The sequence below is a fragment of the Paraburkholderia sp. GAS448 genome (assembly GCF_050435685.1).
Lineage (GTDB): Bacteria > Pseudomonadota > Gammaproteobacteria > Burkholderiales > Burkholderiaceae > Paraburkholderia.
In genome coordinates, this window is record NZ_JBNDKT010000051.1 from 15,799 (window position 1) to 37,711 (window position 21,913).

General features: G+C 63.6%; 18 protein-coding genes and 1 pseudogene. 15 read left to right on the forward strand and 4 right to left on the reverse strand.

Annotated elements, in window-relative coordinates:
* The first annotated feature begins 195 nt into the window (after positions 1-195).
* Together P3T23_RS42360 and P3T23_RS42365 are read left to right on the forward strand one after the other, a co-directional pair.
* A complete protein-coding gene (locus P3T23_RS42360; protein WP_429322015.1) occupies positions 196-1,881 on the forward strand; it encodes a tetratricopeptide repeat protein in 1,686 nt (561 codons plus the stop codon).
* Positions 1,882-2,019: 138 nt separating this feature from the next.
* On the forward strand, positions 2,020-2,241 hold the full coding sequence (locus P3T23_RS42365; RefSeq protein ID WP_429322016.1) for a CDGSH iron-sulfur domain-containing protein: 222 nt from the start codon (positions 2,020-2,022) through the stop codon (positions 2,239-2,241).
* Between the two features lie 24 nt (positions 2,242-2,265).
* On the opposite strand, the gene prpF is transcribed toward P3T23_RS42365, so the two are convergent.
* From prpF to prpB, 4 genes are all read right to left on the reverse strand, one after another.
* A complete protein-coding gene (gene prpF, locus P3T23_RS42370) occupies positions 2,266-3,468 on the reverse strand; it encodes a 2-methylaconitate cis-trans isomerase PrpF (RefSeq protein WP_429322017.1) in 1,203 nt (400 codons plus the stop codon).
* 96 nt (positions 3,469-3,564) lie between these two features.
* Positions 3,565-6,159: a Fe/S-dependent 2-methylisocitrate dehydratase AcnD gene (acnD, locus tag P3T23_RS42375; protein ID WP_429322018.1), complete on the reverse strand. Its 2,595-nt coding sequence runs from the start codon at positions 6,157-6,159 to the stop codon at positions 3,565-3,567.
* A 413-nt stretch (positions 6,160-6,572) separates the two neighbouring features.
* Positions 6,573-7,742 carry a bifunctional 2-methylcitrate synthase/citrate synthase gene (gene prpC / locus P3T23_RS42380; protein ID WP_429322019.1) on the reverse strand — a complete coding sequence of 390 codons (1,170 nt, stop codon included), beginning with the start codon at positions 7,740-7,742 and terminating at the stop codon, positions 6,573-6,575.
* A 23-nt stretch (positions 7,743-7,765) separates the two neighbouring features.
* Positions 7,766-8,662 (reverse strand): methylisocitrate lyase, encoded by an 897-nt coding sequence (gene prpB, locus P3T23_RS42385; RefSeq protein WP_429322020.1) that lies wholly within the window; start codon positions 8,660-8,662, stop codon positions 7,766-7,768.
* A 173-nt stretch (positions 8,663-8,835) separates the two neighbouring features.
* On the opposite strand from prpB, the gene prpR reads away from it, so the two are divergent.
* The 13 genes and pseudogenes from prpR (at position 8,836) to P3T23_RS42450 (ending at position 21,072) form a co-directional block, all read left to right on the forward strand.
* Positions 8,836-10,827 (forward strand): propionate catabolism operon regulatory protein PrpR, encoded by a 1,992-nt coding sequence (gene prpR, locus P3T23_RS42390; protein WP_429322021.1) that lies wholly within the window; start codon positions 8,836-8,838, stop codon positions 10,825-10,827.
* 154 nt (positions 10,828-10,981) lie between these two features.
* Positions 10,982-11,278, forward strand: a pseudogene (locus tag P3T23_RS42395) (lysozyme inhibitor LprI family protein).
* 130 nt (positions 11,279-11,408) lie between these two features.
* Positions 11,409-11,816: a DnaJ family domain-containing protein gene (locus P3T23_RS42400; protein ID WP_429322022.1), complete on the forward strand. Its 408-nt coding sequence runs from the start codon at positions 11,409-11,411 to the stop codon at positions 11,814-11,816.
* The gene (gene tadA, locus P3T23_RS42405) at positions 11,813-12,379 is read left to right on the forward strand and encodes a tRNA adenosine(34) deaminase TadA (protein WP_429322023.1); all 567 of its coding nucleotides are present in this window, start codon (positions 11,813-11,815) and stop codon (positions 12,377-12,379) included. Before P3T23_RS42400 ends, tadA begins: the two co-directional genes overlap by 4 nt.
* Before the next feature lie 24 nt (positions 12,380-12,403).
* Positions 12,404-13,330: a muramoyltetrapeptide carboxypeptidase gene (gene ldcA / locus P3T23_RS42410; protein ID WP_429322024.1), complete on the forward strand. Its 927-nt coding sequence runs from the start codon at positions 12,404-12,406 to the stop codon at positions 13,328-13,330.
* 312 nt (positions 13,331-13,642) lie between these two features.
* The gene (locus tag P3T23_RS42415) at positions 13,643-14,359 is read left to right on the forward strand and encodes a GntR family transcriptional regulator (protein ID WP_429322025.1); all 717 of its coding nucleotides are present in this window, start codon (positions 13,643-13,645) and stop codon (positions 14,357-14,359) included.
* Positions 14,360-14,693: 334 nt separating this feature from the next.
* Positions 14,694-16,178, forward strand: a complete 1,485-nt coding sequence (locus tag P3T23_RS42420) for an NCS1 family nucleobase:cation symporter-1 (RefSeq protein ID WP_429322026.1) — start codon at positions 14,694-14,696, stop codon at positions 16,176-16,178.
* Positions 16,179-16,195: 17 nt separating this feature from the next.
* On the forward strand, positions 16,196-17,068 hold the full coding sequence (locus P3T23_RS42425) for an aspartate/glutamate racemase family protein (RefSeq protein ID WP_429322027.1): 873 nt from the start codon (positions 16,196-16,198) through the stop codon (positions 17,066-17,068).
* A 171-nt stretch (positions 17,069-17,239) separates the two neighbouring features.
* Positions 17,240-18,190: an allantoinase PuuE gene (gene puuE, locus P3T23_RS42430; RefSeq protein WP_429322028.1), complete on the forward strand. Its 951-nt coding sequence runs from the start codon at positions 17,240-17,242 to the stop codon at positions 18,188-18,190.
* A complete protein-coding gene (uraD, locus tag P3T23_RS42435; protein ID WP_429322029.1) occupies positions 18,187-18,708 on the forward strand; it encodes a 2-oxo-4-hydroxy-4-carboxy-5-ureidoimidazoline decarboxylase in 522 nt (173 codons plus the stop codon). Before puuE ends, uraD begins: the two co-directional genes overlap by 4 nt.
* A gap of 82 nt (positions 18,709-18,790) precedes the next feature.
* Positions 18,791-19,801: an allantoicase gene (gene alc / locus P3T23_RS42440; protein WP_429322030.1), complete on the forward strand. Its 1,011-nt coding sequence runs from the start codon at positions 18,791-18,793 to the stop codon at positions 19,799-19,801.
* Positions 19,801-20,313 carry an ureidoglycolate lyase gene (locus P3T23_RS42445; protein WP_429322031.1) on the forward strand — a complete coding sequence of 171 codons (513 nt, stop codon included), beginning with the start codon at positions 19,801-19,803 and terminating at the stop codon, positions 20,311-20,313. The genes alc and P3T23_RS42445 overlap by 1 nt, the downstream gene beginning before the upstream one ends.
* A 429-nt stretch (positions 20,314-20,742) precedes the next feature.
* Positions 20,743-21,072 carry an antibiotic biosynthesis monooxygenase family protein gene (locus P3T23_RS42450; protein WP_429322032.1) on the forward strand — a complete coding sequence of 110 codons (330 nt, stop codon included), beginning with the start codon at positions 20,743-20,745 and terminating at the stop codon, positions 21,070-21,072.
* Positions 21,073-21,913: the final 841 nt, after the last annotated feature.

A 21,913-nucleotide genomic window follows, 5' to 3' on the forward strand; every position in this document is an offset into this window, starting at 1 on the left:
ACTTACCCGCAAGGCTGCTGCAAGCCGGCACTCATCGACCTCGTTGCGCGTTTGAGTCGCTGCGAGCAGCGGCCAGGGGGCGGGAAGCGGGCGGTATCGCCGGATACCGCGACTTTCCGCAACGCAGCGAGCGTGACGGAAATGAGGCGCAGGATTCTGTTCGCCGTCGTGATCGCCCTGGCGTCCGGAGAGTGCATGTCTGCGGACGTGGCGAGTGCGTGTTCTCCGGCGTTGTCCGAGGTCGATGTCGAACATGGCTTCAGGGTGCAGGTTGACTGCGGACTGCCCACTCGAACCGTCAGCGGCCTTTCCAACGCTTTGACCCGCGCGGCGAAGGGCGCCGCACTCTCCGATGCCCAGAGAGTCTCGCTCGCAAGGGCGGCCAACGTGATGCTGGGTTCGATACAGGTGCCATCGGACGGCATGCAGCACAAGACCGATGTGGCGCTGGCCAACATCGAACCGCTCATCGAAAGTCTCGCCGTGAAGCTCAGGGCGCAGCCCGACACGGATCTGGTTGCCGCGGCGCACACATGGAACGCGCGCTACAGGGATCTCCAGCACAGGGCATCGATCAAGCGAAGTTCGAATCCTTTGGAGTCGCAGATCGGCGACGCGATAGATCGTTTCGATCTGGAGCGGGCCTCGACGCTGATGTCCAGCCTGCTCGCCGAACAACAGACGACGACGAAGGCGGTCGCCGCCCGCTGCTACGACGCTGCGGAAATCGAGGCGCTGCGCTTCAGGCCACAGAGTGCGCTGCCGTATCTGGAAAAGGCCTACGCGCTGCAACCCGAAGACACAGACATTGCAAAGGCATTTGCCGACACCCTGCTGGAGCAACGCGAGCCTGAACGGGCGGAGCCGGTTTATCGCATGCTGCGGTCGCGTTACGAGGCGCTGGCGCGCGAAAAGCCCGCCACCTACCAGCCCGAAGTCGCGCGCACTTTCGACAGGCTAGGCAACGTCTACGTTGCATTGCAGCGACCGAAGGAGGCGGAGGCTGCCTGGCTGCGGGCGCTGGAGATCTACTGGGCACTGGCGCGGGAAAGCCCGGCGACCTACGGACCTGCCGTTGCGGAAACGTTCGACAACCTGGGTGCCCTGTACCGCGACACGCGGCGCATGAAAGAGGCAACCGATGCCTACAGCGAAGCTCTGGACATCGATCGGGCGCTGGCCTCTCGCGATCCCGCCACGTACCGGCCCGACATGGCGACGACCCTCAACGACCTCGCCATCCTCTACGGTGCCGCACAGCGCACGGGCGAGGCGGAAAAGGCGTATCTGGAGGCGTTGGACATCCAGCGAGCCCTCGTGCACGACAACGCCGCCGCGTGGCGTCCTGCGCTCGCCCGTACGCTCAACAACCTCGGAAATCTCTACAGCGCGATGCAACGGCTTCAGGACGCGGAGCATGCCTATCAGGAAGCGCTGGCGATCCGCCAGCAGCTCGTCCGCGCGAGCCCCGCGCTCTACCAGCCGGATGTGGCGCGCACGCTCAGCAATCTCGGCGTGCTCTACCGTGTCACGCAACGCCCGAAGCAGGCGCAGCAGACCTACCAGGAGGCCTTGCAGATCTATCGCGCGCTCGCGCGGGAAAGCCCCGCTGTCTACCTGCCGGACGAAGCGCGGACACTGAACAATCTGGGCGTCCTCTACAGCCACACGCAGCGGCCGCGTGAGGCCGAAGATGCCTACCGGCAAGCGCTGGACCTTTACCGAACCCTCTCGCAAGATAACCCGGTGGCCTACCGGCAGGACGAAGCGCGCACACTCGCTAACCTGAGCGGGCTTTACAGCCAGACCCAACGGCCGCGTGAGGCGGAGGAGGCAAAGCGCGAAGCAACCCGGCTGCTCGATACCACGCGAGTGCCGTAGATCAGGCGACAATGCGTCGACGCCGTGGCGCATCTTCACGCACTATCGGATGTAGACTGAAACCGGACCAGTTGCCGGGTTGCCACGCCGGATGTCCCTACCATGCGCGGGCCCGCGATCCACACATCGGAGGCGTAAATGGCAACGATCATTACCCCAAAGAACGACGGCCCGTACCATATCAAGGGCGACTTCAGGATCACCACCCAGAGCGGAAAAGAGATCGAACCGGGCAAGGACGAAGTCTGGTTGTGTCGATGCGGCCAATCGCAGAACAAGCCATTCTGCGATGGTTCGCACAGGAAGGCCGAGTTCAGGAACAACCTGGACGACACACCGCAGCAAGCTCAAACGCCCTGACGCATCCCCGGTCGCTAATGTGCCTTATGCGCTGTTTTTCGAAGCGCTTCCCGGTACACGCACCCATCCCTCCATCAGCACACGGGCGCTGCGGCTCATGATGGCTTTGGTCACGGTCCATGCGCCGTTGGCCTCGCTCGCCTGCGCGCCCACCCGCAAGGTGCCGGACGGATGGCCAAAGCGCACCGCATCGCGTGCGCCGCCGCCAGCGGCGAGATTCACCAGCGTGCCCGGTATCGCGGCGGCAGTGCCAATGGCGACGGCGGCCGTGCCCATCATCGCGTGATGCAGCTTGCCCATCGACATCGCGCGCACGAGCAGGTCGACGTCAGCGGCGCCGACGCGCTTGCCGCTCGATGCAACGTAATCGGCCGGCCTTGCGACGAAGGCGACCTTCGGCGTGTGCTGCCGGGTCGCGATCTCGTCGAGGTTCCGGATGAGGCCCATGCGCAGTGCGCCGTGGGCGCGAATGGTCTCGAACCTGGCGAGCGCGCTGGGATCGCTATTGATCGCGTCCTGCAGCTCGGTGCCTGTGTAGCCGATTGCCTCGGCGTTCACGAAGATGGTCGGAATGCCGGCATTGATCATCGTCGCCTTCAGCGTGCCGACGCCCGGAACGTCGAGGTCGTCGACCAGATTGCCGGTGGGAAACATGGCGCCGTCCGCGCCTTCTTCCTCGGCGGCCGGATCCATGAACTCGAGTTGCACTTCGGCGGCAGGGAAGGTGACGCCGTCGAGTTCGAAGTCACCGTTTTCCTGCACGGAGCCATTCGTGATCGGCACGTGCGCGATGATGGTCTTGCCGATATTCGCCTGCCAGATGCGCACGATGGCGACACCGTTTTCCGGAATGCGGCCGGCATCGACCAGTCCGCCACTGATGGCAAACGGCCCGACGGCGGCGGAGAGATTGCCGCAATTGCCGCTCCAGTCGACAAAAGCGCGGTCGATGGACACCTGACCGAAGAGGTAGTCGACGTCATGACCGGGCCTGCTGCTTTTCGCAATGATGACCGTCTTGCTGGTGCTCGAAGTCGCGCCACCCATGCCGTCGATCTGCTTGCCATAAGGGTCCGGGCTGCCGATGACGCGCATCAACAGCGCGTCGCGTGCCGCACCCGGCACCTGGGCGGCTTCGGGTAAATCCTGCAGGCGGAAGAACACGCCTTTGCTGGTTCCGCCACGCATGTAGGTGGCGGGAATCTTGATCTGGGGTGCGTGGGCCATAAATTTGTTGTCCTGTTAGGACCGGGCGATACGTCGCCATACCGCCCGGATACGATCAGTGAACGCTGGCTGCAGCGCGTGACTACAGCGCATGCATCACGCAGCCTTCGACGATTCGAGGAAGTCCTGCGCGAAGCGCTGCAGCACGCCGCCCGCTTCGTAGATCGACACTTCTTCCGCGGTGTCGAGGCGGCAGGTCACCGGCACTTCGACGCGCTCGCCGTTCCTGCGATGAATCACAAGCGTGAGATCGGTGCGAGGCTTGCGCTCGCCGATCACATCGAAGGTCTCCGTGCCGTCGATCGCGAGCGTCAGGCGGTTCACGCCAGGCTTGAACTCCAGCGGCAGCACGCCCATACCCACCAGGTTGGTGCGGTGAATGCGCTCGAACCCTTCGGCGACGATTGCTTCCGCGCCGGCGAGACGCACGCCCTTGGCGGCCCAGTCACGCGAAGAACCCTGGCCGTAGTCCGCGCCGGCAATCACGATCAGCGGCTGCTTGCGCTCCATATAGGTTTCGATGGCCTCCCACATGCGGGTCACCTTGCCCTCCGGCTCGATGCGGGCGAGCGAACCCGCCTTCACCTGGCCGTTTTCCAGCACCATCTCGTTCTTCAGCGTGGGGTTGGCGAAGGTGGCGCGCTGGGCGGTCAGGTGATCGCCCCGGTGGGTCGCGTAGGAGTTGAAGTCTTCTTCCGGCAGGCCCATTTTCGCCAGGTACTCGCCGGACGCGCTATCGGCCAGGATGGCGTTGGACGGCGACAGGTGGTCGGTGGTGATGTTGTCACCCAGCACCGCCAGGGGACGCATGCCACTGAGCGAGCGAACGCCTGCGAGCGCGCCTTCCCAGTACGGCGGGCGGCGAATGTAGGTGCTCATCGGGCGCCAGTCGTACAGCGGGTCCGCCTTCACGCCGCTGTCGGCGGACACGGCGAACATCGGCTCGTACACCTTGCGGAACTGCTCCGGTTTCACGCTGGACGCGACGACGGCGTCGATTTCCTCGTCGGTCGGCCAGATGTCCTTCAGGGTGACCGGGTTGCCATCGGCATCGATTCCCAGGACGTCCTTCTCGATATCGAAGCGGATGGTGCCGGCAATGGCGTAAGCCACCACCAGCGGCGGCGAGGCGAGGAACGCCTGCTTTGCATACGGATGGATACGGCCGTCGAAGTTGCGGTTGCCGGACAGCACCGCCGTGGCGTAGAGGTCGCGGTCCACGATTTCTTTCTGGATCAGCGGGTCCAGCGCACCGGACATGCCGTTGCACGAGGTGCAGGCATAGGCCACGACGCCGAAGCCCAGCTGTTCCAGTTCCGGCAGCAGCCCGGCTTCTTCCAGATACAGCGTGACGGCCTTTGAGCCCGGCGCAAGCGAGGTCTTCGCCCACGGCTTGCGGGTGAGCCCGCGCCGGTTCGCGTTGCGGGCGATGAGGCCCGCGGCAATCATGTTGCGCGGGTTGTTGGTGTTCGTGCAGCTGGTGATGGCGGCGATGATCACCGCGCCGTCCGGCATCAGGCCGGGCTCGTTCTCGACCTTGCCGCTGATGCCGCGCGCAGCCAGTTCGGACACGGGCAGGCGGCGGTGCGGATTCGACGGCCCAGCCAGCGTGCGCACCACGCTCGACAGATCGAACTTCAGCACACGCTCGTATTCGGCGTGCCTGAGGCTCTCGCCCCAGAGGCCGGTTGCCTTCGCATAGATCTCGACCAGCTTGACCAGTTCGTCGTCCCGCCCGGTGAGCTTGAGGTACTTGATGGTCTGCTCGTCGATGTAGAACATCGCGGCGGTAGCGCCGAATTCTGGCGCCATGTTGGCGATGGTGGCGCGATCGCCAAGGGTCAGGTTGGCCGTTCCTTCGCCAAAGAATTCCAGGTACGCCCCGACGACTTTTTCCTTGCGCAGGAACTCGGTCAGGGACAGCACCACGTCGGTGGCCGTTATGCCCGGGCCGGGCTTGCCCGTCAGCTCCACGCCGACGATATCCGGCAGACGCATCCAGGAGGCCCGGCCCAGCATCACGCTTTCGGCTTCCAGGCCGCCTACGCCGATGGCGATCACGCCGAGCGCGTCCACCATCGGCGTGTGCGAGTCGGTGCCGACGAGCGTGTCCGGGAAGGCCACGCCGTCTTTCACCTGTACCACCGGGCTCATGCGCTCGAGGTTGATCTGATGCAGGATGCCGTTGCCGGGCGGAATCACGTCGACGTTCCTGAACGCCTTCTTGGTCCAGTTGATGAAGTCGAAGCGGTCTTCGTTGCGACGGTCCTCGATGGCACGGTTTTTTGCGAACGCGTCAGGGTCGAAGCCGCCGCATTCGACGGCCAGCGAATGGTCCACCACGAGCTGCGTCGGCACGACCGGGTTGACCATGGCCGGGTCGCCTCCCTGGGCAGCGATGGCATCGCGCAGGCCGGCGAGGTCGACGAGGGCGGTCTGGCCAAGAATGTCATGGCACACGACGCGCGCCGGAAACCACGGGAAATCCAGCTCGCGCCTGCGTTCGATGATCTGCCCGAGCGAAGCGGTCAGCGAGGCCGGGTCGCAGCGGCGCACGAGGTTCTCGGCCAGCACGCGCGAGGTGTACGGCAGCTTGTCATAGGCGCCGGGCTGGATCGCGTCGACCGCGGCGCGCGTATCGAAGAAGTCCAGCTGGGTGCCTGGGAGGGGTTTTCGGTTGGCAGTATTCATGACTTGGGGACTAAGACAGTAATGATCAGGGCGGTGGTCGTGGCCGGGGTTTGCACAGGCAGTGGCTCCCTTTGCCCGATCTGCGCTTCCCGATCGGCACGAACATCAGGTTTTCGGGCACGGCGCGGGTGCCGTCGGCGTGTCGCCGGCCAGGAGCGCGCATCGAGTCCGCAATCTGGCGTGTCGATCAGACCGTTTCAGGTCGTTTCAGGCCGTCTCGAGCAGTTTAGCGCGCGAGCGTGCCGTCGATCTGCTGTTTCAGCAACCGGGCGCCGAATTCGACGGGAACGCTATCTGGATCGGGCTGGCCGCTGTCGTGCAAAAAGCGACCCTGGCTCGCGGGTAGCCCGAGCCAGGGCCTAACTCCATCGCAGCGCTCTCGTTGCTCGCGATGGAGATGAAACAGGGGCCATTCAGCGACGCTTCGCGAGCGGCACGAACGGTAGATCGTCCGGGCCCGTGTAGTTCGCGCTCGGTCGGATGATCTTGTTGTCGACGCGCTGCTCGATGATGTGCGCGGCCCAGCCGGACGTGCGTGAGATGACGAAGAGCGGCGTGAACATCGCGGTCGGCACGCCCATCATGTGATACGACACGGCGCTGAACCAGTCGAGGTTCGGGAACATCTTCTTCGCGTCCCACATCACGGATTCGAGGCGCTCGGCGATATCGAACATCTTCGTGTTCGATGCTTCTTTCGAGAGGCTCTTCGCGACTTCCTTGATCACCTTGTTGCGCGGATCGGAAATCGTGTAGACCGGGTGACCGAAACCGATCACCACTTCCTTGTTCTCGACGCGGCGGCGGATGTCGGCTTCGGCCTCATCGGGCGTCTGGTAGCGCGACTGGATCTCGAACGCGGCTTCGTTGGCGCCGCCGTGCTTCGGGCCGCGCAGCGCACCGATCGCGCCGGTGATCGCCGAATAGATGTCCGAGCCCGTGCCCGCGATCACGCGGCCGGTGAACGTCGACGCGTTGAATTCGTGTTCGGCGTACAGGTTCAGCGACGTGTGCATCGCGTCGACCCACGACTTCGACGGTTCGACACCGTGCAGCAGATGCAGGAAGTGGCCGCCAATCGAATCGTCGTCGGTTTCGACTTCGATGCGCCGGCCGTTGTGCGAGTAGTGATACCAGTAGAGCAGCATCGAGCCGAGCGAGGCCATCAGCCGGTCGGCGATATCGCGCGCGCCGGGCAGGCTGTGGTCGTCTTTCTCGGGCAGCACGGTGCCGAGCACGGAGACGCCGGTGCGCATCACATCCATCGGATGCGCCGACGCCGGGATCCATTCGAGCGCGGCTTTCAGGTTCGCGGGCAGGCCGCGCAGTGCCTTCAGCTTCCGCTTGTAGGCGGTGAGTTCGGCCTGCGTCGGCAGCTTTTCGTGTACGAGCAGATAGGCGATCTCTTCGAATTCGCAGGTCGTCGCGATATCGAGAATGTCGTAGCCACGATAGTGCAGGTCGTTGCCGGTCTTGCCGACCGTGCACAGGGCCGTATTGCCCGCCGTCACGCCCGACAGCGCCACGGATTTCTTCGGTTTGAATGCGCCGGTGGCCGGCGTGTTGTTGTCTGCTTCGCTCATGATGTCGTCTCCAACTGCGGGAATTACTTTTTCGCGGCGAACAGCGCGTCGAGCTTGTCTTCGTACGCGTGATAGCCAAGATATTGATAGAGGTCGGCGCGCGATTGCATCGTTTCGACGGCCGCTTTCTGCGTGCCGTCGCGCATCACCGTCTGATAGAAATTGAGCGCCGCCGCGTTCATCGCGCGATAGGCGCCGCAGCAGTACAACGCGATATCGACGTTCGCGTCCCGCAGTTCGTCCACTGTGAAGAAGGGCGTCGAGCCGAATTCGGTCAGGTTCGCGAGGATCGGCACCTTGACCGCGGCCTTGAAGCGGCGATAGTCGTCGAGCGACTTCATGGCCTCGGGGAAGATCATGTCCGCCCCGGCTTCGACATAGGCCACCGCGCGTTCGATGGCGGCATCGATGCCTTCGGCCGCGGCGGCGTCGGTGCGCGCCATGATCACGAACTGGTCGTCCGTGCGGGCATCGACGGCGGCTTTCACGCGGTCGACCATTTCGTCGGTGGGCACGACTTCCTTGCCCGGGCGGTGGCCGCAACGCTTCTGGCCCACCTGGTCTTCGAGATGCACGGCGGCAACGCCCGCCTTGATGAACGAGCGGACCGTGCGCGCGATATTGAACGCGCCGCCCCAGCCGGTATCGATATCGACGAGCAGCGGCAGATTCGTGGCGTCCGTGATGCGGCGCGCGTCGGTCAGCACGTCGTCCATCGTGCTGATGCCGAGATCGGGAATGCCGAGCGAATTGGCGGCAACGCCGCCGCCCGACAGATACACGGCCTTGAAGCCGACGGCCTCGGCCATTTTCGCGGCATAGGCGGTGATGGCGCCGACCACCTGCAAAGGCTGTCCTTCGGCCACCGCGACGCGAAACTTCGCGCCGGCACTGGCGGGCTGTTGTCTGGCTGTAGTCAATTGCGTCTCCTGTAGTAACGAGTCTTCATACTGCAAAAAGCGGGCCAGTCATGGTGACGGGGCTAAGTGACTGATTTGGCGGGGGATCGGGGAACCAGGCGGATTCGTGAAATTTCAAAAATGAAATTTTCTATTTCGTATTTGAGATGATATGGGCATAATAGGTGGATTCGATGATCCAGGCAGCGAGCCGCTATCCCTTGAGCACCCAACCAACAGACCCCAGTCAGCGCCCCCGTATCTGGGCGGTCGGCATCAGCCGTCTGCGCGACCTGTTTTTCGACATTTCGGGCGAGTACGACGGGCGCGCCAACCTGCGCGTCGTGTCGGTCGGCTTCGAGGAGGCGGTGCGCGAGATCGTCGCGGCGGGTGAGGCGCGCCCTGATGTGGTCGTCGCGGGCGGCTCGAACGGCGCGTATCTGAAGACACGCGCCACGGTGCCTGTCGTGCAGATCAACCCGACCGGTTTCGACGTGATGCACGCGCTGGCGCGGGCGCGACGCGACGCGGCGTCGGTGGCCCTCGTCACGCATGGCGAAACGCCTGAAGAAGTCCGGCGCTTCACTGCTGCGTATGGCATCGATGTCGTGTTCGCTTCTTATCAGTCCGCTCAGGACGCCGAGAGTTGTGTGCTCGATCTGCGTGATCGGGGCGTGGAAGCGGTCGTCGGACCGGGGCTTGTGACCGATCTTGCCGCTCGCGCCGGCATGGCGGCGGTGTTTCTTTATTCGCGCGCCTCGGTGCGTGCCGCGTTCGATACGGCGCTCGACGTCGCCCAGGCGACCCGCGGCGAAGCGGTGCGCCGTCAACGGCTCGACAATCTGCTGCAACACATGCGCGATGGCGTCGTCGCGCTCGATGCGCAAGGGCGGGTCGAAGCGATCAACCAGCGTCTCGCCACCGTGCTTGGCATCGACACGGCGAACGCCGTGGGCCGGCCGCTCATCGAACTCGCGCCCGATATCGCCGACGCATTGCCGGACGCCGACGGCGATGCGCCCGGGTCGGTACGCGGTGTGAGCTATGTCGTGCATCGCGGGCCGCTGGCGGGCAACGGCGCGGCGGCGGGCACCGTGCTGACGTTTCAGGAGTCGCGCGCGGTCGAGCGCCTCGACCGTACGTTGCGCTCGAGACAGCGTGCGCAGCAGTTCACCGCGCGTTACCGGCTCGACGATCTGGTCGGCGAATGCGCGCAGATCGAGCGGGTGCGCACGCTCGTGCGGCGCTATGCGAAATCGGACGCGACGGTGCTGATCCTCGGCGAAAGCGGGACCGGCAAGGAGATGGTCGCGCAGAGCATGCATCACCTGAGCGCGCGGCGCGACTTCGCTTTTGTCGCGATCAATTGCGGCGCGTTTCCCGAGGCCTTGCTCGAAAGCGAGCTGTTCGGCTATGAAGAGGGGGCGTTTACCGGTGCGCGCAAGGGCGGCAAGGCGGGGCTGATCGAAGCGGCCCATCGCGGTACGCTCTTTCTCGATGAAATCGGCGAGATGCCATTGCCGCTGCAAAGCCGTCTGCTGCGTGTGCTGCAGGAGCGCGAAGTGGTGCGGCTCGGCTCGACGGAGCCGACACGGGTCGATATACGCGTCGTCGCTGCGACACATCGTGCGCTGACCGAGGGCGTCGAGGCAGGTACCTTTCGCGCCGATCTGTTTTATCGGCTCAACATCCTGAGCATCGCGCTGCCGCCGCTGCGCGAGCGGCCGGCCGATCTGATGCCGCTTGCCAGCGAACTGCTGCTGCAGGCAGCAAGACGCGAGTCACGGCTCGCGGCGCGCATCCGCAATGCGAATGATGCTGCCCGCGTGCTTGACGGCATCAGCGATCCATTGCGCCGCTACACGTGGCCAGGCAATGTGCGTGAATTGCAGAACGTGATCGAACGGATCGCCGTCGAACTGGCGGATGTGGACACGGACGATGGAGGCGACGGCGCGCTCACTCGCGACGTGCTGCGCACGATCGCGCCGGAATTGTTCGAGCCGTTTGCACGCGGGCAGAAGGAAGCGCTGACGTTGCGCGAGCGTAGCCGTCACGTCGAGGCGGACGAAATCCGTGCCGCGCTGGCCGCGTGCAGCGGCGATCGCGACGCGGTCTGCAAGGCGCTTGGTATCAGCAAGACCACGCTATGGCGCAAGCTGAACGCGGCGCACCAGACGCAGTAGGGCGAACGCACGGACCCGATGCCATTGTCGAAAACAAATCCACGGAGTGAATGCAATGCGCCGACGCTTCCTGATCGCCGTCCCGCTGCTGATGTCGGGCGGACTGGCGCTTGCCGCCGATGTCGATTGCAGGAATCCGCTGGATCAGGCGAGCATGAACGTCTGCGCCGAGCGGGACTTTAAAGTCTCCGACAGGAAACTCAACGAAACGTATCGCGCGCTGTCCGCCAAAACCAGCTAGGCCGGGTGCGACAAGCTCCAGAAAGCGCAGCGGGCATGGGTGAGCTGGCGCGACGCCCAGTGCCGCTTCAACACGCCTGGCAGCGCCGACGGCAGTGTCCATCCGATGGCCTGCACGCGATGCCTCGACCAGTTGACGCAGACCCAGACGAAGCTTCTCGATGGGCAACTGCATTGCCCGGAAGGCGATACGTCCTGTGGCGGACAATAGCGCCTCCCTGGCGAATCTTTCAGAAAAATTACGTCGTTGCGCCCACAACCGAAGAACCCGTCAGGTCGGCAGCCGGAATTTCGCGACAGCCCCTGATAGAATGCCGGGGCCGCAACGTGTTGGATTGCAGATGAAATTGCTTGATGCATTGGTCGAACAGCGTATCGCCGCCGCAGCCGCTCGCGGCGCGTTCGACGATTTGCCGGGTGCCGACCTGCCGCTGGATCTCGATGACGACGTGCTCGTCCCCGAGGAGGTGCGCGTGGCCAACCGGATACTGAAGAATGCCGGCTTCGTGCCGCCGGCAGTCGAACAGCTGCGGGCGCTGCGCGACCTGCAGAACGAACTGAATGCCGTCAGCGACCGCGCCACGCGCTGCCGCCTTCAGGCAAAGATGCTGGCGCTCGACATGGCGCTTGAATCGCTGCGTGGCGGCCCGATGGTCGTGCCGCGCGAATATTGCCGGCGCATCGCCGAGCGGCTTTCGGAGCGCACCGCCGGCGCGGACACAGGCGCAGGCGAGGCAGGACAGCAGTGAACGCGCCTCCTTCCGGCTTGTCCGTCACCGAGCGCGAACGGCGTTTCATGCTGCTCGCGCAGGCTGCCGCGGAACAGGCGAGAGCGGCGGGCGAAGTGCCGGTCGGCGCGGTGCTCGTGCGTGGCGACGAAGTGATCGCCAGCGGATTCAATCACCCGATCGGCGCGCACGATCCCTCCGCGCATGCCGAGATGGCGGCACTGAGGGCCGCCGCACAAAAGCTCGGAAACTATCGCCTGCCGGGCTGCGAACTCTATGTCACACTCGAACCGTGCCTGATGTGCGCCGGCGCGATCATGCATGCGCGGATCGCGCGCGTCGTATTCGGCGCACGAGACCCGAAGACAGGTGCGTGCGGCAGCGTCGTCGATGCCTTCGCCAATCCGCAGTTGAACCATCACACGACCGTGGTCGGAGGCGTGCTCGAAGACGAATGCGGGGCGGCGCTCAAAGCCTTCTTCGCGGACCGGCGGCGCGCCAGCCGGGAAGCGCGCGCGGCTGCTGCGGGCGCCGCGTCCGAAGCGCCGGGATTGCCAGCGTCGCACGCATCTGAACCTCGATAATCAGACCGTCCGGACCTACTGCTTATGATCGCGCATCGCACCATCGAACTGATCGCGCCTTCGGGCTACCCTCACGATCCAACCGTCATTCATCGCGCGCTGGGGCGCCTGCACGCTCAGGGGCACCGCGTCACGGGTGTGCTCGCAACCGAGCGGCGCTACCAGCGCTTCGCGGGCACCGATGGCGAGCGCGCGGCCGAACTGAACCACCTCGCGGATCCGTCGAAGCCGTTGCCGGATATCGTGCTGGCCGTCCGGGGCGGTTACGGCGCCGTGCGCATTCTGCACGGGCTCGACTACGAGGGCTTGCAGCGGCGCCTGACGGATAGGCCCGTGGCGTTTGTCGGCCACAGTGACTTCACGGCGATCCAGATGGCTTTGCTGGCGCGCGCCGGCCTGAAGACGTTCGGCGGCCCGATGCTGATGAGCGATTTCGGCGCCGATGAGTTGAGCGACTTCACGATGAAGCATTTCTGGGAAGCGCTGACGACCCCGACCTTCACACTGACGATCCGTGTGCCCCAGGCGCAGTCCGCCAATGTCAGCGGCGTGCTGTGGGGCGGCAACCTGGCGGTGATGGCGTCGCTCGTCGGCACACCGTACATGCCACCCGTGGAAAACGGCATCCTCTTTCTCGAAGACGTCAACGAACAGCCTTTCCGTATCGAACGGATGATCTATCAACTCCATCTGGCGGGCATTCTCGCGCGTCAGCAGGCAATCATCCTGGGAGATTTTTCCGGCAGCAAGGTGTATGACTACGACAACGGTTACGACCTGCGCGCGGTGATCGACCAGGTCCGTTCGGTGGTGGGGATTCCGGTGATCACGGGAATCCCGTTCGGTCATGTCGAAGATATGGTGACGTTGCCGGTGGGTGCCGATGCGCACCTCGAGGCCGACGCGCACGGTTTCCGGTTGACCGTGTCAGGACATCTGCATCTGAGTTGAGGTGGGCAGGGTGGAGCGGGCCTTGCCCGCTTTATTTTTAGCCGACATAACGCAACTAACGGTCGGCCATTTCGCGCGACTACAGATTCCGATACGCTGCGGTTTATCCAGTGTTTGTTGACAAAATGTCCGGCAACTGACGACACCGTTTCTCCTCTTTGAATGCGCCACAGGCGTGTCAGAAGCCCATCCAGTCGGCCGTCGACGTCACGACACCATGCTCGCCCGCTTCCGATTGTCGAAATTCACGATAAAAATTGTTGACAATTTTTATGTCCATCCTAAGATGACCTTCATAACGACACGCCCATCATGTCCGAGAAACCTTCCGCCTCATCGACGAGCACCAAACCCGAAGCGATTGCCGAGCGCATCCGCGCCGCGATCCTCGAGCACCGGCTTTCGCCGGGCGCCAAGCTGACCGAAGCGCAGCTATGCGAAGTGTTCGGCGTGAAGCGCGGCCCGATCCGTCAGGCGCTTGCCCAGCTTGCGACCGACCGGCTCGTCGATCTCGAGCCGAATCGCGGCGCGTTCGTGGCGAGTCCGTCGCTGCAGGAAGTCCACGAGGTGTTCGAGATGCGCCGCATCATCGAACTTGCCGTGGTCGAGAAGATCTGCGCCGGCCCCGGTACCCGTCGGCTGAAGAGCATCGGCGGCATGATCGGGCGTGAGCGCAAGGCGTTTGAGACGCGCGATTTTCCGGCATGGATCCGTCTGTCGGGCGAGTTTCATACGGAGCTGGCTTCGCTGACCGGCAACACGGTGTTGTGTGAGTGCCTGGGCGGACTTGTCGCGCGTTCCACGCTGATCTCGGCGTTGTACGAATCGCTCGGACGCAGCCCGTGTTCGTTCGAGGATCACGAAGCCATTCTTGCCGCGCTCGACGCCGGCAACGCAAAGGAGGCCGCGGCGCTGATGTCGCGCCACCTGCAAAGCGTCGAACTGAAAATGCTCGACCGGCCTGCGCACGGCGCGGCCGATCTGCACGAAGTATTCGCCGCGCGCACAGGCAAATCCGCGCCGGCCTGAAGCATGGCATCAGGGCGCTCACGACTGTTGCGCGCCGCACTGAATGTGAACTGACACTGAATCGAATGCTCGCGATTGCGGACCCGCTATGAAGCGGGGACGCAGCCACAAAGCGGCCTGCCATCGGGTGGCGCCGTATCCGCGACAACGTTCCGGCAAGAGCCCGCGGCTCTCGTCCCGGGCGACAACCACAAGTACGTAAGTACGGAGACAACCGCGGCGCCTGCATGTAACGGCACTTTCGGCTGGGTCGATCCCCGACCGGCACGCCTGCCATGTGGGATGCAGATATGCATCGTTCTAGCGTTCGACGGTTTCCCTTCAAGGAGGAGTCATGGCTCAGTTCAGTGCAACACCGGGCAATCCCGCCATTCCCGCATTCGACGAAAGCGCCGCTGTCGGCAACCCGTCGTTGCCGGCCGGCTACAGCGAGCGCCTTTACAACGAAGATCTCGCGCCGCTGCATCAACAGACGTGGAGCGCGTACAACATCTTCGCGTTCTGGATGTCGGACGTGCACAGCGTCGGCGGCTATGTGTTCGCAGGGAGTCTTTTCGCGCTCGGTCTGACGAGCTGGCAGGTGCTGATTGCGCTCCTCGTCGGCATCGGCATCGTCAACGTGCTGTGCAACCTGATCGCGAAGCCAAGCCAGCTGAACGGCGTGCCGTATCCGGTCGCGTGCCGCGCGACTTTCGGTGTGCTCGGTGCGAATGTGCCGGCTGTGATTCGCGGGCTGATCGCCGTGGCGTGGTATGGCATCCAGACCTATCTGGCGTCGAGTGCGCTCGTCATCGTCGTGCTCAAATTCATGCCGCAGCTGATGCCGTATGCGGACGTCCATCATCACGGCTTCATGGGGCTGTCGACGGTCGGCTGGGCCGGCTTCATGCTGCTCTGGGTGCTTCAGGCGCTGGTGTTCTGGCACGGCATGGAGACGATCAAGAAGTTCATCGACTTCGCGGGCCCCGCCGTGTACGTGGTGATGTTCATCCTCGCCGGCTACATGGTGTGGCGCGCAGGCTGGCGCAACATCGGCATCAATCTCGGCGGCGTGAAGTATCACGGGCTCCAGGTGGTGCCGGTGATGATCACGGCGATCTCGCTGGTCGTGTCGTATTTCTCGGGGCCGATGCTGAATTTCGGCGACTTCTCGCGCTACGGCAAGAGCTTTCGCAGCGTGAAGCGCGGCAACTTCTGGGGCCTGCCGGTCAACTTCCTTGCGTTCTCGCTGGTGACGGTCATCACGACGGCCGCGACGCTGCCCGTGTTCGGCGAACTGATCACCGATCCGGTCGAAACCGTTGGCCGCATCGACTATCCGCTGGCCGTGATTCTCGGTGCGCTCACGTTCACCATCGCAACGATCGGCATCAACATCGTGGCGAACTTCGTGTCGCCGGCCTTCGACTTTTCGAATGTCGCGCCGCGTCTCATCAGCTGGCGTGCAGGCGGTATGCTGGCGGCGGTGGCTTCGATCTTCATCACGCCGTGGAACCTCTTCAACAACCCCGCAGTGATCCACTACACGCTCGATGTGCTCGGCAGTTTCATCGGACCGTTGTATGGTGTGCTGATCGTCGATTTCTATCTCGTGAAGCGTCAGAATATCGTGCAGGACGATCTGTACACGATGTCCGAACGCGGCGCGTACTGGTATCGCAACGGCGTCAACTACAGGGCCGTCGCCGCGTTGCTGCCGGCTGCCGCGATTGCCGTCATCTGCGTGATGGTGCCCTCGCTGAACGGCATGGCCAATTTCTCATGGTTCATCGGTGCGCTGCTCGGCGCCGGGTTCTATCGCGCACTTGTGCGCAAGTGACAGCGCAAGGAGTCGATATGCGTATCAAGCTGATCAACCCCAACACGACACAACGGATGACCGACGCGATGGGGCGTTGCGCGCGCAACGTCGTCGCGCCCGGCACCGAGCTGATCGCGGTCAGCCCGGCCATGGGGCCGCCTTCGATCGAAGGCTATTACGACGAAGCGCTCGCGACGCCGGGCCTGCTCGCCGAGGTTGCCGCAGGTGAACGCGAAGGCTGCGACGGCTACGTGATCGCATGTTTCGGCGACCCTGGCCTGTATGCGGCACGCGAGCTGGCGCGCGGACCGGTCATCGGCATTGCCGAAGCCGCGATGCACGCAGCCAGTGTGCTGGCGCCGGGCTTTTCAGTGGTCACGACGCTGTCGCGGACCTGCGGCATGGCCTGGCACCTCGCCGAGCGGTACGGGATGAAGCGCTTCTGTCGCAACGTCCGCGCCACCGATGTCGCCGTGCTCGAACTCGACCGTCCCGGCTCGGCGGCGCGCCGGATCATCCTCGACGAATGCCGCCGGGCGCTCGACGAGGACGGCTCCGACGCCATCGTGCTCGGTTGCGCGGGAATGGCCGAACTGTGCGCGGAAATCGAGGATGCGCTGGGCGCGCCCGTGGTCGAGGGCGTGACGGCGGCGGTGAAATGGGTCGAGGCGCTGGTTTCGCTACGTCTTGGCACCGCGAAGCGCGGCGATTACGCGCGGCCGCTGGCGAAGCGCTACGACGGTGCGTTCGAGCGATTCAGCCCGACAGACGAAAGCGACGGCGCACCGAAGACGGCGGTTCCCGGCGGCGGCCTGGCGGTCACCGAAGCGGGCCGGCCAGGGGTAAACGCTGGCGCTGCGGGCACCGAAACGCTGCCTGTGGCGACGACGCATATACATTCCGTCTGACTTGCACTATCTGCCCGGGTGTATGGGCGCACCCGGGTGTTTTCGCTACACTGGCCTGGTCCTGGAATCGGCCCGGCATGGCGACGATCAGACGGCTTTCCGGCCGTTCTCCGCTGCCGCCAGCGCGAGTTCCAGCCTGTCATCCGGTCACCCAGCAGCTTTCGTCAAATCATGTCATTCGATTCGAACTATCCACGCGATCTGATCGGCTACGGCCGCCATCCGGTGCAGGCGAACTGGCCAGGACGCGCCCGCGTCGCCGTGCAGTTCGTGCTCAACTATGAAGAGGGCGGCGAGAACTGTGTCCTGCATGGCGACCCGGGCTCGGAGCAGTTCCTGTCGGAGATTGTCGGCGCGGCTGCTTTTCCGGCGCGCCACATGAGCATGGAGTCGATCTACGAATACGGCTCGCGCGCGGGCGTCTGGCGCATCCTGCGCGAGTTCGAGAAGCGCGCTTTGCCGCTGACCGTTTTTGGTGTCGGCATGGCCATCGAGCGCAATCCCGAAGTCGCGCGCGCGTTCGTCGAACTGGGCCACGAGATCGCGTGTCATGGCTATCGCTGGATCCACTATCAGGACATGGCGCCGGAGAAGGAAGCCGAGCACATGCGCCTCGGCATGGAAGCGATCGAGCGTGTGACCGGCCAGCGTCCGCTCGGCTGGTACACCGGGCGCGACAGCCCGAATACGCATCGTCTGGTCGCCGAATATGGCGGCTTCCTGTACGACTCCGACTACTACGGCGACGATCTGCCGTTCTGGATGGACGTCGAGGTGACGGGCGGCGCGAAGTCGCCGCAACTGATCGTGCCGTACACGCTCGATACCAACGACATGCGTTTCGCGAGCCCGCAAGGCTTCAATACGGCGGATCATTTCTTCACCTATCTGCGCGACGCGTTCGACGTGCTTTACGAAGAAGGCGACGAGGCGCCGAAGATGCTGTCGATCGGCATGCACTGCCGTCTGCTCGGACGGCCTGGGCGCTTCCGCGCGCTGCAACGTTTTCTCGACCATATCGAACAGCACGATCGCGTCTGGGTGACGCGCCGTGTCGACATCGCGCGGCACTGGCGCGAACACCATCCCTATCAACAGGATAACCGCGGGGCAGCGGCATGAAGGCCATGCAATACACCCTGGATCAACTGAACCACATTTCGGCCGACGCGTTCGTCGCGGCGCTGTCGGGCATTTTCGAGCATTCGCCGTGGGTCGCCGAAGTGGCCGCTGCACAGCGGCCTTACGCGAGCATCGACGCGCTGCATCACACGATGTCGAACATCGTCGAAACGGCAGGCGAAGAAAAGCAGCTGGCGCTGATCAACGCCCACCCGGAACTGGCCGGCAAGGCGGCGGTGCGCGGCGAACTCACGGCCGAGTCGACGCGCGAGCAGAGCGGCGCAGGCCTTGCTCAATGCACGCAGGAAGAATTCGACAAGCTGTTGCGCCTGAATGAAGCCTATCGCGGGAAGTTCGGCTTTCCGTTCATTCTCGCGGTGCGCGGCTACGATCGCCACGGCATCATCGCGAACTTCGAGGCACGCGTGAATAACAGCCGCGCGGACGAACTGCGCGCGAGCCTCGACCAGATCTACCGCATCGCACGCTTCAGGCTCGACGACCTGATCGACGCGTAAGCCGTCAAGGGGTTCGACGTCGCGTCGCCGGCAATCAAGCGTTTTTGCACTAACCGCTACACAGACATAAAGGAAGACAGCAATGGCACTCCCGATTCTCGATCCCAACGCGCCCGAATTCACGCGCCGCTATGTGAACCTCGCGGATCCGCGTCTGGGCGCACAGGCGCTCGAAACCAGCGACGATTTCTTCGCGCCGAAGGAGCGCATGCTGAATCCGGAGCCGGCCGTTTTCATTCCCGGCAAGTACGACGATCACGGCAAGTGGATGGACGGCTGGGAAACGCGCCGCAAGCGCACGACCGGCTACGACTGGTGCATCGTGAAGCTGGCGCGCCCGGGCGTGATCAAGGGCCTCGACATCGATACGAGCCATTTCACCGGCAACTTCCCGCCGGCGGCCTCCGTCGAGGCAGCGCGGGTGGTGGACAGCGCGCCGTCCCAGTCGACCCAATGGACCGAAATCGTCCCGTCGATGTCGCTGCAGGGCAATAGTCATCACTACGTCGACGTCGCCGATGCGAATGCGTTCACGCATCTGCGCATCAACATCTATCCTGATGGCGGCGTCGCGCGTCTGCGCGTGTACGGCCAGCCGCAGGTGGACTGGGCGGGCGCAAGCCGCACCGAACAGTTCGATCTGGCGGCGATGGAAAACGGCGCGTATCTCGTGGCCGCCAACAACCAGCACTTCGGCGCCGCGTCGACGATCCTGATGCCGGGCCGCGGCGTGAACATGGGCGACGGCTGGGAAACGCGCCGCCGTCGTGAGCCGGGCAACGACTGGGCGATCGTGGCGCTTGCGCAACCGGGCGTCATCAGGAAGATCGAAGTCGACACGGCGCACTTCAAGGGCAACTATCCCGACCGCTGCTCGATTCAGGCCGCGTATGTGACGGGCGGCACGGACAGCTCGCTCATCACGCAGGCGATGTTCTGGCCGGTCCTGCTCGGCGAGCAGAAGCTGCAGATGGACAAACAGCATGACTTCGAAAGCGAAGTCGCGGCGCTCGGGCCGGTCACGCACGTGCGCTTCAATATCATTCCGGACGGCGGTGTATCGCGTCTGCGTCTGTGGGGCACGCTCGCATAATGAAAACGCTCGCCATCGAACCGTTGACGCGCGCCGCGTTCGCCCCTTTCGGCGACGTGATCGAACTCGAAGGCGCAAAGCAGATTCCGATCAATCTCGGCACGACGATCCGCTATCACGATCTCGCGCATGTCGATGTGACGGACGAGGGCGGTCGCACGCTCGTCAATCTGTTTCGCGGGCAGCCGCGCGCGCTGCCATTCGAAGTGAAGATGCTCGAACGGCATCCGCTCGGCAGCCAGGCTTTTGTGCCGCTGAACGACAAGCCGTATCTGGTGGTGGTGGCGCCGGCCGGCGAACTGGATCCGTCGAGGATCCGCGCGTTCGTCACGAGCGGGTGGCAGGGCGTGAATTACGCGAAGGGCGTCTGGCACCATCCGCTGATCGCGCTGGGCGACGTGAGCGATTTCATCGTGGTCGATCGCGGCGGCGAGGGTCTCAATCTCAACGAGCAGGATCTGGCGGAACCGGTGTGGCTGACGGAAGATGCATTGAGCGCGGTCGCGGTTTGACCGGCTGGTTGTCTCGCGGGAAGCAACAAAACGCCCACAGCAGGTTGCTGTGGGCGTTTTGCTTTATGCAGCGTCCGGATCAATCTTCACCTGGGCATTTCTTCGTCGTCTCGCATCTTGCTGCTCTTCACGAACATCGGTGCATTTCAACTACACCCCCCAGGCAGCCACACAAAGTACGTGTGCGTGCGAGGCGAGGTGGCGCTTGAACCTCACCGCCCGACGGGCAAAGAAAAACGGGGTACCCGCATTTCGCGGTTGATTTCGTCTTGTGCGGTGCAATGCACGCCATGAGAGATCAATGGCTGCGGATGGCGTCGCAGATCGGGCCAGTTTCGGTCACTCGACGTGGCCCCGTAAATCCACGACAATTGAAATCGAAATCTGAATCCGTTCGTCCGGCTGTCGACTCAATATCGAATTCCTTGCATGTACTCATCGACGTTTATCTTCGCTACAAAGCAGTTCGACGACGAATTTCATCGGCTTGATCGAACGATCGCGGAAGCCGCCAGGACAATACCGGGCTACATCGGTGAGGAGGTGTGGGAAAACGCTTCCACTGGTTTGACCTCTAACGTGTATTACTGGGAATCGCTTGATGCGCTTCAAACGTTGATTCAGCATCCCGCGCACATCGAGGCGAAAGCGGCGCAGTCAAATTGGTTGGCGGGCTATCAGGTGATTATTTCCGAGGTCATCCGAACGTATGGAGACCGCCTTCTGTCCCCCGTTCTCGGTTCGTCAGTACAAGGCTGATATACCGCACGGGGTAGCGGACGTCACGAAGGACGGGCTGTACTGCTGCCGCATGGGCATTCTTGTTCCGCGAACGTCCGCAGCGGAGAAATTCGAAGCTCTGCAGTGGGTCGCGTTATGCCATTTGCATGAGGCGCGCCCCCGAGGAGATTGTCGAACTCAGCCGTGGGGCGCTGGTCGGCCAGGAACAGTCATCCAGTGCCGTCTTCTAATTCGTGGAAAATTTTCGCTATCATCGGCCGTGTGTATTTCTCGACGGGGTCCTCTCCGGCTCGGCCAACTTCGCCCGCGTCGAAGGCTAAATAGACTTCGTTAAAGAATGTGGGCCAAGCGTCTTCTCCGTGCGAGGCAAAATCGTCATACGCGAAACCGACTACAGCGACCGCTACCGCGTCACAAAACCAGAAGGGGAGTCGGCCCTCGTGAAACCCAACTGCGAGCTGGCGAGCTATCGCGTTTTATGCCTCGCGCCTCGTCGATCCGACAATCTCGGTCCAGCGTTCGAAGTCGTGTGCTGGAAGCAAACACCCTGGACCTGTCTGGTCGTAGCGAGACTGCAAGTGCCTTATAAAGTCTGCTTGCGGATCTTGTGGAACCGGGCTCATGCGGGCGGCTTTCGTTTGTAGTGGACAACAGAGTATAAGCGACCATACGACAGCAATTTGAATGGCCGCTTACGGCAATTTCGTAGGTCGCTTCCGGGTCGGGTATCGCCCATCGGTGCAGGTAGTTTCCCAGGAAAACTCGATGACATTGTCAACGATATCACGCTGCAGACGGGCCCGATGACCGGATGGCAATACGCCGGTGGTGGACAGCCAGCGCTGCCTCGCCGCCGCTC

Excerpts from the sequence above, each read along its gene's own strand:
- P3T23_RS42445 (WP_429322031.1), top strand. The coding sequence starts at position 19,801 with ATGAAAACGCTCGCCATCGAACCGTTGACGCGCGCCGCGTTCGCCCCT.
- P3T23_RS42360 (WP_429322015.1), top strand. The coding sequence starts at position 196 with ATGTCTGCGGACGTGGCGAGTGCGTGTTCTCCGGCGTTGTCCGAGGTC.
- alc (WP_429322030.1), top strand. The coding sequence starts at position 18,791 with ATGGCACTCCCGATTCTCGATCCCAACGCGCCCGAATTCACGCGCCGC.
- uraD (WP_429322029.1), top strand. The coding sequence starts at position 18,187 with ATGAAGGCCATGCAATACACCCTGGATCAACTGAACCACATTTCGGCC.
- P3T23_RS42450 (WP_429322032.1), top strand. The coding sequence starts at position 20,743 with ATGTACTCATCGACGTTTATCTTCGCTACAAAGCAGTTCGACGACGAA.
- acnD (WP_429322018.1), bottom strand. The coding sequence starts at position 6,159 with ATGAATACTGCCAACCGAAAACCCCTCCCAGGCACCCAGCTGGACTTC.
- P3T23_RS42365 (WP_429322016.1), top strand. The coding sequence starts at position 2,020 with ATGGCAACGATCATTACCCCAAAGAACGACGGCCCGTACCATATCAAG.
- prpF (WP_429322017.1), bottom strand. The coding sequence starts at position 3,468 with ATGGCCCACGCACCCCAGATCAAGATTCCCGCCACCTACATGCGTGGC.
- prpR (WP_429322021.1), top strand. The coding sequence starts at position 8,836 with ATGATCCAGGCAGCGAGCCGCTATCCCTTGAGCACCCAACCAACAGAC.
- prpC (WP_429322019.1), bottom strand. The coding sequence starts at position 7,742 with ATGAGCGAAGCAGACAACAACACGCCGGCCACCGGCGCATTCAAACCG.
- puuE (WP_429322028.1), top strand. The coding sequence starts at position 17,240 with ATGTCATTCGATTCGAACTATCCACGCGATCTGATCGGCTACGGCCGC.
- P3T23_RS42420 (WP_429322026.1), top strand. The coding sequence starts at position 14,694 with ATGGCTCAGTTCAGTGCAACACCGGGCAATCCCGCCATTCCCGCATTC.
- ldcA (WP_429322024.1), top strand. The coding sequence starts at position 12,404 with ATGATCGCGCATCGCACCATCGAACTGATCGCGCCTTCGGGCTACCCT.
- P3T23_RS42415 (WP_429322025.1), top strand. The coding sequence starts at position 13,643 with ATGTCCGAGAAACCTTCCGCCTCATCGACGAGCACCAAACCCGAAGCG.
- P3T23_RS42425 (WP_429322027.1), top strand. The coding sequence starts at position 16,196 with ATGCGTATCAAGCTGATCAACCCCAACACGACACAACGGATGACCGAC.
- P3T23_RS42400 (WP_429322022.1), top strand. The coding sequence starts at position 11,409 with ATGAAATTGCTTGATGCATTGGTCGAACAGCGTATCGCCGCCGCAGCC.